Origin of the sequence: Cytobacillus stercorigallinarum (assembly GCF_014836495.1) — a bacterium.
Lineage (GTDB): Bacteria > Bacillota > Bacilli > Bacillales > Cytobacillaceae > Cytobacillus > Cytobacillus stercorigallinarum.
Window position 1 is genome coordinate 141,276 of the sequence record NZ_JACSQT010000001.1, and the last position, 15,162, is coordinate 156,437.

Below are 15,162 nucleotides of genomic sequence, written 5' to 3' on the forward strand. Positions count from 1 at the left end.
ATATATTTGGTTCGGTTACAGAACAGGGGGCTTTACAGATGGGATATGTAATTGGTGTACTCATAGTTTTCATATGCATTTATTTTACAGGGTATTTTTTTAAGAAGAAATACTTCAAGGAAGTGGATCGACTAGAGACATGGAAGCTTGAAATTATGGATCGCCCTGTTTTGGATGAATTATCGAAGGTGAAGGCACTAAATATGACAGGCCAAACAGAAGAATTATTTGAAAAGTGGCGAAGTGCTTGGGACGAAATCGTCACATCACAGCTTCCTGAGGTTGAAACGACTTTATTTGATGCGGAAGAATACATAGATAAATATCGGTTTAATAAAGCAAAGGAAAGCTTAAATAAGATTGAAACGGAATTGAACTTAGTAGAGGAACAAATCAACCAAATTTTAAAAGAGCTAAAAGAGTTAGTGGGGAGCGAAGAAAAGAACCGCCTCGAAATGGAAGCGTTGAAAGATACATATCGCAATTATAAAAAGCGGTTATTAACACAACGTCATGCCTATGGTAAGCCGGGTGAACAACTCGAAAACAGGTTAGGTGAAATACATAATGAATTCGAGTTGTATACTCAAAAAACAAATGAAGGTAATTATCTTGAAGCACGGGAACTAGTTCTTGCTTTAAATCAAAAGATGGAAGAAATGAACGATCATATAGATCAAATTCCTGTATTGTTAGTTGAGGTCAATACTAAATTGCCTAATCAATTAGCAGAATTAAAGGATGGGTTCGAGGAAATGAAGGAGCAAGGTTACCTACTCGAGCACCTTCAGGTAGAGAAGAATATAATTGAAATTGAAAAAGAAGTTAAAAAAATTATTGAGTTAGTTGAAGAGATAAACGTAAAAGCTGCTTCTGAACTCCAAGATGAAATTAAGGAACGAATTGATAGTTTATATGAACTGTTAGAAAAGGAAGTTATGGCAAAACACTTCGTTTCTAAAGAAGAAAGCAAGGCAAAAGATCTCTTAATTGATAGCAGTGAAAGACATATGGATTTAATAGAAGAAATGCGAATTATTTCCGATACATATCATGTACCAGATACGGAAAGTGATACACAGGAAAAACTTCAGAAGCTACTGACGAATGCTATTAAAAAATATGAAGTATTAGAAGATAAAATCAAGGAACAAAAAGTCCCTCATACAGTTTTAAAAGAAGAATTGACAGCTGTAAAAGAAGAACTGGATATTATAAAAGAAGAACAAACGCGTTTTAGCGAAAAATTAGAAGCACTACGTAAAGATGAAATGGTTGCAAGGGAAAAAATTAACGAGTTGAAAAAGCAGGTTAGTGACGTAGCACGCTTAGTATCAAAAAGTAATATTCCAGGATTACCAGAAGAATATAAATTTGTAATGAAAGAAGCAAACGATCAGATTAAAGAGGTTATCTTACGACTTGAAGAAAAGCCATTAAATATTTCTTCTGTGAACGATTATATGGAAATAGCCTTTATATCAGTAGAGAAGGCAGTTGAATACACTGAGGATATGATAGAGACATATTCGTTAACTGAAAAAGTCATTCAGTATGGTAATAGATATCGAAGTCGTCATCTAGGATTAAAGGAAAAGTTTACGAATGCTGAACTTGCCTTTAGGAATTATGAATACAAAGCAGCACTTGAACTGGCAGCAACCGCGATTGAAGAAGTTGAACCAGGAGCGTTGGAGAAGATTAAAGATTGGATAGATGAAGAGGAAAAAAACTGATGTGGTCATTAAAGCTACATCAGTTTTTTTCAGGTTTTTGTATAATCGTTAGTCTTTCGATTAATGAGTGATTTAGAACCTTGATTGACTGACCGAAAACTCATAAGAAATGACTATCACACAAGAAAAAAGCGAAGGCCCCTTTTCCTTCGCTTTTTTTAGTGACTATTTCTTTTTTTTTAATCTTCTTGAGTTTGTAACTGTTCTTTCGGGTTTGTATTGAGAGCGATAATAAAACCAACAATTGCACCAATGATTGCAGGGACAAGCCATCCAATACCTACACTAAATAACGGCAAGATAGAAAGCGATTGATTTAGTCCTTCGCTCCCTAGGCCAGCTGCATTTAATCCATCTATTATGCTAATTATTCCTGTTGGAATGAGTGCACAAATATAAACAATAGATGCCCCTTTAAATACATTGTTTATAAGTGAGAGTAAAATAAGCACAATAGCTAATGGATAAAGGAACGTTAGCACTGGTACTGAGATATTAATTAATTGCGTTAACCCAACATTTGCTATCGCCATACTAAAAATTGAAAAAATTATAACGAACTTTTTATAAGAAACACGTGGTACAATTTTATTAAAGTAGGCTGCGCAAGATGAAATTAATCCCACGGCTGTTGTTAAGCAAGCAAAAATAATCGCAAACCCGAGAATATAACCACCTGCAGAGCCAAATAAAAATTGGGCGGCTACTGATAATAACGCTCCACCATTTGGTTGTACACCTAATGTATTTGGAGATGTAGAACCAATATAAGCAAGTGCTACATAAATAATTGCTAGACCAGCTGCGGCAATAAGTCCCGCGGCAATACAAATCTTAGTAATAGAAGCTTTCTTTGTAACACCGAAGCCTTTTATTGAACTGATAACGATAATACCAAAGACAAGAGCGGCAATCGTATCCATTGTCAAGTACCCTTCGATAAAGCCTTTAAAGAAGGCACTATCTACATATGCGCCTGTTGGAGCTTGAGGGTCTCCTATCGGTGAAATAATCGCTTTTATTACAATTACAGCTAGAATAATTAGAAGTAGTGGCGTTAAAATGTTACCGATTACATCTACAAGCTTACCTGGATTCATGGCTAATAAAGTCGTAATCACAAAGAAAACGATAGAGAATATTAAAAGTGGCCAAATCGAATTGGCAGCGTTTTCAGATAAAAACGGCAATATCCCTATCTCATAAGATACGGTTCCTGTACGAGGAATAGCAAATAGTGGGCCAATGACTAAATACATTGCCACAGTAAAGATCAATCCATACAATGGGTGAACTCGATTTGCCATTGTTTGTACATCCCCAGATTTTGCAATTGCAATCACAGCAATGAGCGGTAGTCCGACACCAGTAATCAGAAAACCAATAATTGCAACCCATAAGGAAGTACCAGCTTCTTGTCCCAAAAATGGTGGAAAGATCATATTCCCTGCTCCGAAGAATAGAGCAAAGAGCATTAAACCTATTGAAAAGATTTGTTTGAATGAAAGTGTGTTATTATTCATACAATTTACCCCCTAAGTCGCTCGTCAATAGTCACTAAAATTTTCAACCGAAACTATAGTACCATGCTTTTGACGAACTGTGTCGAATTATAAAAATGTTGCAATTTTGGGTATATTGAAATAACGGTGGTAAACTTTGAAAGGATTAGATTTTTCGGAGTTTTTTTTAACCAATTATTTTCATTATAAATTAAATACCCAAAATGATAAAGTAAAATCTGTATTAATACACAAAAAATTTTTTTGTTGTGTATCGTAATAATTTGTTTTTACAAAATAGTAAAATTTCATTTCTTCTTATACAAATAACATTTCTATCTCAGCCAAAATTATGCTATGATTAAAAATTGCATAAGTGTTCTTCAAGGAGGAGCCGTAATGATTTATCTAGATAATAGTGCAACAACTCAACCATATAAAGAAGTAATTGATGCGTTTGTAAAAGTTTCTTCTACCTTTTTTGGTAATCCATCCTCCCTCCATGGCGTTGGTGAGAAAGCTGAAAAACTACTGCAACAAGCGAGAAGACAGATAGCACAATTGCTTAAAGTAAAAGAAAAAGAATTGCTGTTTACTTCTGGTGGTACGGAAGGTAATAATATGGCAATTAAGGGAATTGCAAAACAATATCAGAATCGTGGCAACCATTTAATTACAACAACCATCGAACACCCTTCTGTTATTGAGACAATGAAGCAGTTAGAAAAAGAAGGCTTTGAAGTGACGTATCTACCTGTAGATGAGGATGGCAGAATTTCTTTACATGATTTACAGATAGCTATTAGGGAAGAAACGATTCTTGTCTCGGTTATGCATGTCAATAATGAAATAGGTACCATCCAACCGATTAAAGCAATTGGAACATTATTAAAGGAATATCCTAAGGTTTTCTTTCATGTAGATGCGGTTCAATCAGTAGGTAAAGTCCCTCTGGGGTTATATGAATATGGTATTGATGCATGTACAATGTCAAGCCATAAATTTCATGGTTTAAAGGGTACGGGTCTTTTATATTTACGGCAAGGTGTATCCTTAATACCACTCCTTGCTGGTGGCAACCAAGAAAGTGAATTAAGGAGCGGAACAGAAAATACAGGTGGAATTGTCGCGATGGCTAAAGCGTTGAGGATGACAAATGATCAATTCAATTCTAGCTCTAACCTCCCTAGTTTAATGAATCAAATGAGAATAGCATTGGATGAGATAGAAGATGTCATTATCCATACGCCAATAAAAGCGACAGCGCCACATATTCTTAATTTCTCTGTTAAAGGTTTTAAGTCAGAGGTTTTTGTTCATGCCTTAGAAGAGAATGATATTTATATCTCTACTACTAGTGCGTGTTCATCTAAGCATGCTCATGCGAGTAGTACATTACTTGCAATGGGTATAAAAGAAGAAATTGCTTTGAGTGCAGTGAGAGTTAGTTTGAGCTATCAAACAACTGCTGATGAAGTAGAAAAATTTATTCATGCAGTGAAAAATACTATATTTCAACTGAGAAAGGTAATGAAGGTTTAATGAAATACGATAGAATATTAATTCGTTATGGGGAAATTTCAACTAAAGGAAGAAACCGTAAAAATTTTATAGATAAATTAAGAAAAAGTGTAAAGAGAGTCTTACATGATTTTCCTGAAATCAAGGTCGAGGGGCAAAGAGATCGCATGTTTGTTCTGCTTAATGACCAGCCACATGAAGAGATTATTGAAAGATTGAAGGGTGTCTTTGGTATCCAATCTTTTAGTCCCGTGTTAAAGGTAGAAAAAGATTTAGAAACAATGAAGGAAAAGGCATTACAATTAATGCAAAAGGTATATCAAGAAGGCGATACGTTCAAAATTACTGCGAAAAGAGCAGATAAAAGTTTTGCATTAGATACTTTTGGTATCAACCAAGCATTTGGTGCACATATTTTACAAAATATGCCCACTATCCCAGTTGATGTGAAGAAACCAAGTATAAATTTAGTCATTGAAGTGAGAAAAGAAGCAAGCTATATTTCATGTGAGAATATTAAAGGCGCCGGTGGATTACCAGCTGGTTCAAGCGGGAAAGGTATGCTTATGTTATCTGGTGGGATTGACAGCCCTGTCGCAGGCTATCTATCCATGAAAAGAGGAATTGAAGTCGAGGCGGTTCATTTTTATAGCCCTCCATTTACAAGTGAAAGATCAAAACAAAAAGTCATTGATCTAGCGGAAAAGCTCTCTCGAATTAATGGTGGTGTGGCACTTCATATTGTTCCTTTTACTGAGATTCAGCAGCTGATTCAGAAACAAATACCTGATAACTATACAATGACAACGACAAGAAGGTTAATGCTTAGAATAACTGACGCTCTTCGAGAAAAATATCAAGGATTATCCATTATTACTGGTGAGAGTCTTGGACAAGTTGCTAGTCAAACGATGGAAAGTATGTATGCTATTAATGAGGTGGTTAGCACACCGATTTTAAGGCCGCTTATTATGATGGATAAAGCAGATATTATCGATATTGCCCAGAATATTGACACGCATGACATATCTATTCGTCCATTTGAGGATTGTTGTACTGTATTTGTACCTTCTTCACCTAAAACGAAGCCGAAGCTTGAAAAAGTTCAACATTTTGAAAGCTATACAGACTTCGAGCCGTATATTCAAAAAGCGGTTGAAAATACCGAAAAACTTGTTATTATGCCGAATTCAAACATAGAAAAAGAGATGGAAGATCTTTTTTAACGCTCTTTATTACAAATAGATGACAATCAGTAATATAAATGCAACAATTACCAAATATTTATTGCATAGTGCCATGTGATTCTACACATTCTATACTCACAAGGAGGTGAAATCACATGGCAAACAACAACTCAAATAATCTTGTAGTACCTGGTGTACAACAAGCTCTTGATCAAATGAAATACGAAATCGCAACTGAATTTGGTGTAAACCTTGGTGGAGAAACTACTTCTCGTGCTAACGGTTCAGTTGGTGGAGAAATCACTAAACGTTTAGTTCAAATGGCTGAACAACAATTAGGTGGTTTCCAAAAATAATTTAATATGATGGCTACAAAAGGGCGGAGTAATCACTTCGCCCTTTTTTCTATTTAAAAAACATCAAATTGACGTATGTTGTTTAACAGTTTTTGAATGGCAGGCGTCATGGATCTGTCTTTCAGATAAGCAAGATAAACGGTTCTATTAAGAAAAATAGAATCAATGGGCAAGCCAATAATATGAGGGGTAGGGTTATAATCTAAGTAGCTTTTAGGTAATATAGTCACACCTAAACCTTCTTCAACCATTTTACAAGCAGTTTCTAAGCGTTCGATTTCATATTCAATTTTTGGATAAAGCTGTTCCTTCATAAAAGCTTGTAGCACATCTCCTCTGGTCTGGAAACCCTCACGACTAATAATAAATGTTTGATTAGCAATATCAGTGAGCTTTACAGAAGTTTCACGAGCAAGTGGATGTGTTTCATAAACAGCTAACATAAAGGGCTCATGATAAAGCGGATGTGAAGTTATTAATTGATTATGCATAGGTTGATTGGTAATGGTAAAATGCACATCTCCTTCTAATATGGAAGAAATAACTTCTTTTTGGCCAAGCACTTCATTAAATTGAAAGTGTATATCAGGGTAGGTAATTTTAAAATCCTTTATGACTTTGAATAGCCAAAACTTGGCAGATTCAATAATACCAATATTAATATGACCATCACCAGTTTCGGCCATCTCTGCCACTTCTAGTTGAAAATGTTCGAATTGCCTTACTATATGTAGAGCTCTTTGATAAAAAACCTTTCCGATATCTGTCAAATATATACTTCTTGTATCTCGTTTGAATAGCTCCATCTTTAAATCATTTTCTAATTTTATAATGGCATTACTTAATGACGGCTGTGATATATGTAAAATTTGTGCTGCCTTAGAAAAACTCTTCTCCTCAGCTACTGTGATAAAATAATTTAATTTCCTTATGTCCATTTTTTCACCTGCTTATAGTTAAAAGCTATAGATATATATATATTTGGTATTGGTCATTATAGCATAACTCTTTATATACTTTTTTTATACGATACTTTTAAATATATCCACTCTAAAAAATCAGAAATTTAATAAAAGTGAGGGAGTTCGCAATGTACAGTCAAGGAAGGAAAGACCAATGGATAGGCAGAATTGACTCTTTAGAGGATCGAAAGAGTTTTAGATACCATCAGGTTATTAAAACGGAAAATCTTCTCACCCCGAGCTGTAAAATGCAAAGATCTAGCTATGGAATGATTGGTTTCGAAAGTGAAGAAGGGGTAAGAAGAAACAACGGTAGACTAGGAGCAAAAGAGGGACCAAATGCCATAAAAAAAGCAGTTGCTAAATTACCTTTTCCATATGATGTTGATACCAATATTTATGATTTTGGTAATGTGGTTTGTGATCATCAGCAGTTGGAAGAAGCACAAGCAGAATTAGGGGATTTTGTTAGCTTGATTCTAAATGAAAAATCTACACCTATCATATTAGGTGGTGGTCATGAGACGCTATACGGTCATTACTTAGGTGTTAGAAAATCGATAAGTAAACAGAAGAAATTAGGTATTATAAATATTGACGCACATTTTGATTTACGATCATATGATGAAGCGCCTTCATCGGGTACGATGTTTAAACAAATATTAGATCAAGACGAAAATGCAAATTATTTATGCATTGGCATACAAAAACAGGGGAATACAGCTTCCCTTTTCGAGACTGCCTCCAAACTGGGTGTCACCTATATTTTAGAAGAAACCATTCATGCAGAAGGTTTAAATCAAACCAAACAAGTAATTAATGATTTTATTAAAGAATGTGATGTGTGCTTGTTAACACTGTGCATGGATGCTGTTAATTCTGCCTACGCACCAGGTGTAAGTGCGCCATCTCCATTCGGCTTAACTCCATTTGAAGTAAGGGAACTTGTTCGATGGGTTACACATAATGATAAGACGATTTCGTTTGATATCTCCGAAGTTAATCCTTCATTAGACAGAGATGGACAAACAGCAGCAGTTGCAGCTCAATTGGTGAGTGAAGCAATCAGTGCATTTCACAGGAGGACAAAGAGATGAACATCACTTTAGATTCAATTTCAACATTATTTCTTGCTGTCGCCCTTTTGTTAATCGGTAACATATTAATAAAAAAGGTGCCTTGGTTAAATCGTTATTGTATACCTGCTCCAGTTGTGGGCGGATTATTATTTGCTTTACTTATTTTAATTTTAAAACAAACAGGGTTAATGAATATTGAATTAGATACATCACTACAAAGCATTTTTATGCTTACCTTTTTTACGACGGTTGGCTTAGGGGCTAGTTTTAAATTAGTGAAGTTAGGTGGTAAGCTTCTTATCTTCTACTGGATTGCCTGTGGCGTACTTGCCTTATGTCAGAATGCCATTGGGATTTCTCTAGCAACCGCACTTGGTCTTGAACCGTTACTAGGTGTCATGATGGGGGCCGTTTCTATGGAAGGTGGACATGGTGCTGCAACGGCATTTGGTGGAACAATTGAAGAATTAGGAATAGAGTCTGCACTATCCACTGGATTAGCTGCTGCTACGTTTGGTTTAATAGCTGGTGGTTTAGTTGGAGGGCCAACAGTTAAGTATTTAATTAATAAATACAAATTAACACCTAAACAATCAAGTGATTCAGCAAGTGAAATTGCCACTACATTAGAAGAGGATAAAGATCATTTACCAACTTCTACTAATCATTTTATGGTTCAAGTTCTCATTATTACTTTTTGTATGACAGTTGGATCATTATTAGGAGAATTATTTTCCGAAGCAACAGGTTTTGTATTACCAAGCTATGTTGGAGCGATGTTTGTTGCTGTAATCGTAAGAAATATTGTAGATAAAGTAAATGGACGCATCATTGATATGAAATCAATTAATTTTATTGGCGATATTACATTAGGTATATTCCTCTCAATGGCGCTGATGAGCATTAAACTATGGGAGATTGCTGACCTTGCTCTTCCAATGCTATTCATTGTATTTATTCAAGTGGTCTTTATCGTGTTGTTCTCTATCTTTGTTCTATTTAAGGTATTTGGAAAAGATTATGATGCTGCTGTAATGGTCGGTGGATTTACAGGACACGGTCTTGGGGCAACACCTAATGCGATGGCGAATATGTCTGCCATTACTGAAAAATATGGACCTTCGCCAAAAGCATTCTTAATTGTACCAATTGTAGGGGCATTTCTCATCGATGTCTTTGCAATGCCAATTATAATTACGAGCATTAATTTATTATCTTAAAAAAGAAAATATATTGTAAGAAGAATCCGAGTAATTATTCAATTCAACGAATGAGAATAATATTGCTCGGATTTTTTTGCATCTTTAAGAGAATATAAAGCGAAAAAAGAAAGAGAGCGCTTAAGGAGAATTTAACTATGTTTTTGAAGGAAGTAAGTTTGTGTTTGGCAATCAATCAATGAGATAGAGAGAGAAATTATTTTAATTATTTAAATAATTTAGTATAATCATTAGTAACATCTAGAATGACGCATAGATTTAGAGAAAAGGAGAGGTTTTTGGATGAAACGAGAGGATTTATTAGCACCAGAGGTTTATAATTTAGTCTCAGAGGTTGAGCACTATGCACAAAATAGTGATAAACTGGCGATTCAATGGGAAGATGAGCAGGGTGAGAAAAAGGAAATTACATATAAGCAATTAATGAACAAAGCGAATAGAATTGGAAACGTTTTCGTAGATAAAGGGTTAGAAAAAGGCGATATTGTTCTAGTGATCATTCCTCGTCTTGTAGAAGCATATCAAACATATTTAGCTGCGCTGAAAGCAGGAATGGTTGTCATCCCTAGCTCAGAAATGTTAAAAACTAAAGACTTACAATATCGTATTAATCATGGTGATGTCAAAGCGATTGTTAGTTACGAACCTTATGTATCAGAATTCAACGAGATAAAAGAAGCAGAAAATCTTCCAAAGTTCATTATTGGAGGAAAAGCGCAAGGATGGATTTCTTTAGATGAAGAAATGGAAAGAGCAAATGAGTCGTTTAGAATAGTAGAAACGAAGAAAGACGATATGGCTTTTCTTTCGTATACTTCGGGAACAACAGGCAATCCAAAGGGTGTCGTTCATACCCATGGTTGGGCATTTGCTCATTTAAGAACTGCAGCTACACATTGGCTTGGTATTGAGGAAGGGGACACTGTCTGGGCAACAGCAGGTCCAGGTTGGCAAAAATGGATATGGAGCCCGTTTCTTTCTGTATTAGGCTCAGGAGCAACAGGGTTTGTTTATAACGGAAAGTTTGAACCGAAAAAGTATTTACAACTCTTGCAGGATTATGAAGTCAATGTGCTTTGCTGTACACCTACAGAATATCGCTTAATGGCAAAGGTAGATCATATTGGTCAATATAATTTATCAAAGCTTCATAGTGCTGTTTCAGCAGGAGAACCTTTGAACAGAGAAGTCATTGATATTTTTGAAAAGCATTTCGGGCTTGAAGTGAGAGACGGATATGGACAGACGGAAAATACACTGCTTGTAGGTGTCACGAAAGGCATGGGGTTAAGACCGGGTTCAATGGGAAAACCAACACCAGGTAACAGAGTAGAGATCATTAATGAAGACGGCAGGCCATGTTCAGTAGGTGAAGTAGGGGATATCGCTGTCCATGTTGATACGCCAGCACTATTTAAAAATTATTATAAAGACCCTGAAAGAACGGCCATGCAATTCCGTGGAGATTATTATATAACAGGGGATAAAGCCAAGATGGATAAAGATGGTTATTTTTGGTTTGAAGGACGCGGTGATGATATTATCATTAGCTCAGGTTATACCATTGGACCGTTTGAAGTTGAGGATGCGCTCGTGAAGCATCCATCTGTTAAAGAGTGTGCGGTTGTAGGCAGTCCAGATGAAGTCAGAGGTTTGATTGTCAAAGCCTTCATCGTTTTAAAAGAGGATGTCGATGAAAATGACGCTAATTTAATTCCGAGTTTACAACAGCATGTTAAAGAGCTTACAGCACCGTATAAATATCCAAGAAAGATTGAATTTGTTAAAGATTTACCAAAAACAACTTCAGGCAAAATTATGAGAAAAGAGTTACGAAAACAAGAGGCTACAAAGACGACGGCCAACTAATATAAAAGAGACAGAAGAAAATAAAAATCTTCTGTCTTTTTTTATATTGAGTGATATAGAAGAATGGGCTTTTTTGTTATACTGTAGAAAAAATAATAAAAGGAGTCAAAGGGAATGGGAACACTTTGGTTTGGCGGAAAAGTGTATACAATGCAAACAGCAAATGATTACGTTGAAGCTGTTTTTACAAGAGAAGGGCGAATTATTGCAACAGGTAATGAAGCTGAATTGAGACAGCTCTATCAGCATGAGTTGACGAAGTTAGTGGATTTAAAGGGTAGTGTAATGCTCCCAGGCTTTGTTGATAGTCATATGCACTTAATTGGACATGGGGAAAAACTTATTCGTCTTGATTTATCGCAATTCACTTCAAAAGAAGCGAGCTTACAAGCTTTAAAAGAATATAGTGAAGATGCCAACCCTGGTGAGTGGATTATTGGAGAGGGTTGGAATGAGAATCTCTGGGATGAAGCAGAACCTATCGTTGCTAGTGATATAGACAGATGGGTAAATGATCACCCTGTCATGCTTAAACGGGTATGTAGGCATGCGATTAGTGTGAATACAAAGGCAATGGCGCTTGCGGGTATCTCAAAAAAGACAGTCTGTCCTTCAGGTGGTGTAATTGAAAAAGATGAGGATGGGCAGCCGAATGGCTTATTAAAGGATCAAGCACAAGAATTGATTACATCTGTGATACCGTCAGTAACTGATGCTTATATGATGAAAGCTATGAAAGCCGCTATTCGTGACGCACATCGATTAGGTCTTACAGGAGGACATACAGAAGACCTAAATTATTATGGTGGCTTTGAACAGACCTATCAAACTTTTAAAACGGTGATAAAAGATGCCAAGCTTCCGTTTAGAGCACACTTACTCGTTCATCATGAGGTGGTAGATGAACAACAAGCGAAGGCGATTTCTCCTCATCCATTTATAGAATTTGGTGCGATGAAAATATTTGCAGATGGTGCCCTTGGCGGAAGAACCGCTTTATTAAGTCATCCATATGCAGATGATAAGGAAACAAGTGGAGTAGCTATATTTACGCAAGAGGAACTAAATGCTTTAGTAGAGAAAGCTCGTTCTTATTCTATGCCTGTTGCCATACATGCGATTGGGGATCAAGCATTCGAAATGGCCCTAACAGCAATAGAGGCACATCCGCAGCATACTAAAGATAGAGATCGAATCATCCATGCGCAAATATTAAGGGAAGAGCTTATTGAGCGAGCGAAAAAACAACCATTAGTTCTTGATATTCAACCGAGTTTTGTTTCCTCAGATTTTCCTTGGGTAATTGAACGAATTGGGGAAGAACATATGAAATGGTGCTATGCTTGGCGTACTCTCATGCAAGAGGGTGTAATATGTGCAGGTGGATCGGATGCGCCTATTGAACCACTAAGTCCATTGTTAGGTATCCATGCAGCAGTTACCAGAACAAACGTGAATGATTCGAATGAAACGGTTTATGATATCAACCAAACACTTTCACCTTTTAATGCGGTGTGGTTGTATACGAGAGGAAGCGCTTATGCATGTAGTCATGAGCATGAACGCGGGATGATTGTAGAGGGATTTGTAGCGGATTTTACGATTTTAAAAGAAGATATTTTTAGCATCCCTGTGCAAGAGATCCCCAACATCACTATTGAAATGACTGTGGTAGCAGACGAGATTGTTTATACAAAAAGTTAAAATAGTTTAAAAACTATTGTCTATTCCATTCTTTTAGGCGTATAATACATTTTATTTCGAATATAGAAAGAATTGAGGATAGAAAATGGCGCAAGATGTTAAGCAAGGTGTAATTTATGCAGGTTTATCGTATGTGTTATGGGGAATACTGCCGATTTATTGGAAGTTAATAGGCGGGGTTAGTGCTGGCGAAACACTTGCTAACCGGGTTATTTGGAGCTTTGTTTTTATGCTGATTTTATTGCTATTTTTAGGTAAATTGCGTACTTTTATGACTGTTGTAAAAGGACTGTGGCAAACAAAGAAGCAGTTGTTCGGACTAATTATCGCTTCTCTATTAGTAAGTGCGAATTGGTTTATCTTTATATGGGCTGTAAATAATGGACAAATGATTGAAACTAGCATGGGATACTATATTAATCCGTTGATTAGTGTGCTCCTAGGGATGGTCGTTTTCAAAGAGCGGTTATCTATTTCTCAATATGTTTCTTTCGCACTAGCGGCCATTGGTGTGATTATTTTAACTGTTTCATATGGTTCATTTCCTTGGGTTTCCTTTTTACTTGCTTTAAGCTTCGCACTGTACGGGTTAGCGAAAAAAATAGTGAAAGTAGATGCAGCCATTGGCCTTACACTTGAAACGATGGTTATTACGCCAATTGCTTTACTATATATGGGTAGTTTGTTTGGGCAGCAAAAACAGATGCTGTTTCATGGAAACGTTGGTTTAGATTATTTATTGATTGGCGCTGGAGTAGCAACAGCCGTACCATTATTGCTTTTTGCTAACGGAGTCCAACGAATTCCTCTTTCAATGGTAGGGTTTTTACAATATATTGCGCCAACGATCATGCTTGTTTTAGGTGTGTTTGTATATGGTGAATATTTCTCTAAAGCACATTTCTTATCCTTTTTGTTTATATGGATTTCGCTGACTATTTATTCTTTATCCCGTACAAAGTGGGTTTTATTATGGGAAAGTAAAATAGCTAGAGGAAAACAAATAGGGATGTGAAGAAGCGGCTGGTTCTAATATCTCTTCTTAGGTCTATGCCGAGATCTTCTTGCGTTAAGGTCGCTAAAGTATGGTGGATATCAACTATTGCATCCCATTTTAGAATAAAGCCGTTGAAATTTTAAGATAATAAAATTTCAACGGCTTTCATTTTGGTTACCTCTCTATCGCGTTCATTTTGTTGTCCTGGCCATTCTTTATAAGAAGGTTCTCTTCACTTTTTCCCAAAAAGAGTTGTCTTTTAATTTAACGGTTTTTATACTGTGTGGACTTAAGGTGATTTCTATTTCATCGACATGCTGAATACTTAATGCTTCATTATCCATCCCCATGATAGGGTGATCATTTCCCTCATGTGTGATTTTTAATGTTAAAGTTCTTTGTTCTCCTAAAATGAATGAAGAGCCAAGTGTACGATACTTATTATTATTTAAAGAGGCAAGCTCGCTTACTTGTAAACATGGTAGCATGGGGTCTACAATCGCACCGTTGACTGATTTATTATAAGCGGTACTACCAGTAGGAGTTGAAACGATCATTCCATCACCACGGAATGTTTCAAATAATTGACCATCTATATAGATTTCCATCACTAATGTTTTAATAATACTAGACCTGATGGAGAACTCATTTAAGCATTGAAAAGAGGTTTCCCCATCAACTGTAACTTGGATTGTGGGATATTTACGAACTTCAATATTTTCATTTTGTGCTGCTTCTAACATTTTCGAAGGCTCATTTAATTGAAAGTCACAGTAAATACCTAATGGCCCATGTGTGGAGATCCCTGCGTATAGACAATCATTACGAAATCCCGTTTTCCTTACTGCTTGTAAGAACGCGCCATCTTCTCCAATACTAACAATAATGGTCGCTTCTTTCGGATCTGTTACTATAGTAAAGCCATGATTGCTTGCTTGTTGTTTTAAGTTTTCTACAATTGCAAGTGTTTCGGTGTCTTGTTTATGGTAGAAATATAAAAGTCGTTGATGCATGAAAAAACCTCCTTTA

The 15,162-nt window shown here is 36.1% G+C and carries 12 protein-coding genes; 9 read left to right on the forward strand and 3 right to left on the reverse strand.

The genetic code is table 11. The features are described 5' to 3' along the window. Positions 1-38 precede the first annotated feature (38 nt). A complete protein-coding gene (ezrA, locus tag H9655_RS00740; RefSeq protein ID WP_191809941.1) occupies positions 39-1,736 on the forward strand; it encodes a septation ring formation regulator EzrA in 1,698 nt (565 codons plus the stop codon). Positions 1,737-1,915: 179 nt separating this feature from the next. Here the strand turns inward: ezrA and brnQ are convergent, their stop codons facing one another. Next, entirely contained in the window at positions 1,916-3,259 is a 1,344-nt protein-coding gene (gene brnQ / locus H9655_RS00745) for a branched-chain amino acid transport system II carrier protein (RefSeq protein ID WP_191809943.1), read from the reverse strand. Positions 3,260-3,637: 378 nt separating this feature from the next. Between brnQ and H9655_RS00750 the strand changes: the two genes are divergently transcribed. The 3 genes from H9655_RS00750 to H9655_RS00760 all read left to right on the forward strand — a co-directional run bounded on the left by H9655_RS00750 (position 3,638) and on the right by H9655_RS00760 (position 6,302). Continuing rightward, entirely contained in the window at positions 3,638-4,780 is a 1,143-nt protein-coding gene (locus H9655_RS00750) for a cysteine desulfurase family protein (RefSeq protein ID WP_191809945.1), read from the forward strand. Next, positions 4,780-5,985, forward strand: coding sequence for a tRNA uracil 4-sulfurtransferase ThiI (gene thiI, locus H9655_RS00755; protein WP_191809947.1), 1,206 nt, complete (start codon positions 4,780-4,782; stop codon positions 5,983-5,985). The genes H9655_RS00750 and thiI overlap by 1 nt, the downstream gene beginning before the upstream one ends. Positions 5,986-6,101: 116 nt before the next feature. Further along, entirely contained in the window at positions 6,102-6,302 is a 201-nt protein-coding gene (locus H9655_RS00760) for an alpha/beta-type small acid-soluble spore protein (RefSeq protein WP_191809950.1), read from the forward strand. A 53-nt stretch (positions 6,303-6,355) separates the two neighbouring features. On the opposite strand, the gene H9655_RS00765 is transcribed toward H9655_RS00760, so the two are convergent. Then, a complete protein-coding gene (locus tag H9655_RS00765; RefSeq protein ID WP_191809952.1) occupies positions 6,356-7,240 on the reverse strand; it encodes a LysR family transcriptional regulator in 885 nt (294 codons plus the stop codon). Between the two features lie 152 nt (positions 7,241-7,392). Between H9655_RS00765 and hutG the strand changes: the two genes are divergently transcribed. The 5 genes from hutG to rarD all read left to right on the forward strand — a co-directional run bounded on the left by hutG (position 7,393) and on the right by rarD (position 14,151). Beyond that, positions 7,393-8,361: a formimidoylglutamase gene (gene hutG / locus H9655_RS00770; protein ID WP_191809954.1), complete on the forward strand. Its 969-nt coding sequence runs from the start codon at positions 7,393-7,395 to the stop codon at positions 8,359-8,361. Beyond that, the gene (gene gltS / locus H9655_RS00775) at positions 8,358-9,563 is read left to right on the forward strand and encodes a sodium/glutamate symporter (protein ID WP_191809956.1); all 1,206 of its coding nucleotides are present in this window, start codon (positions 8,358-8,360) and stop codon (positions 9,561-9,563) included. Before hutG ends, gltS begins: the two co-directional genes overlap by 4 nt. 282 nt (positions 9,564-9,845) lie before the next feature. Further along, positions 9,846-11,432 (forward strand): acyl-CoA synthetase MbcS, encoded by a 1,587-nt coding sequence (gene mbcS, locus H9655_RS00780; RefSeq protein ID WP_191809958.1) that lies wholly within the window; start codon positions 9,846-9,848, stop codon positions 11,430-11,432. Between the two features lie 114 nt (positions 11,433-11,546). After that, the gene (locus H9655_RS00785) at positions 11,547-13,136 is read left to right on the forward strand and encodes an amidohydrolase (protein WP_191809960.1); all 1,590 of its coding nucleotides are present in this window, start codon (positions 11,547-11,549) and stop codon (positions 13,134-13,136) included. An 85-nt stretch (positions 13,137-13,221) separates the two neighbouring features. Beyond that, entirely contained in the window at positions 13,222-14,151 is a 930-nt protein-coding gene (gene rarD, locus H9655_RS00790; protein WP_191809962.1) for an EamA family transporter RarD, read from the forward strand. Between the two features lie 197 nt (positions 14,152-14,348). Here rarD and H9655_RS00795 read toward each other — a convergent pair whose 3' ends face one another. Next, a complete protein-coding gene (locus H9655_RS00795; RefSeq protein ID WP_191809964.1) occupies positions 14,349-15,146 on the reverse strand; it encodes an NAD kinase in 798 nt (265 codons plus the stop codon). Between the last annotated feature and the right edge of the window lie 16 nt (positions 15,147-15,162).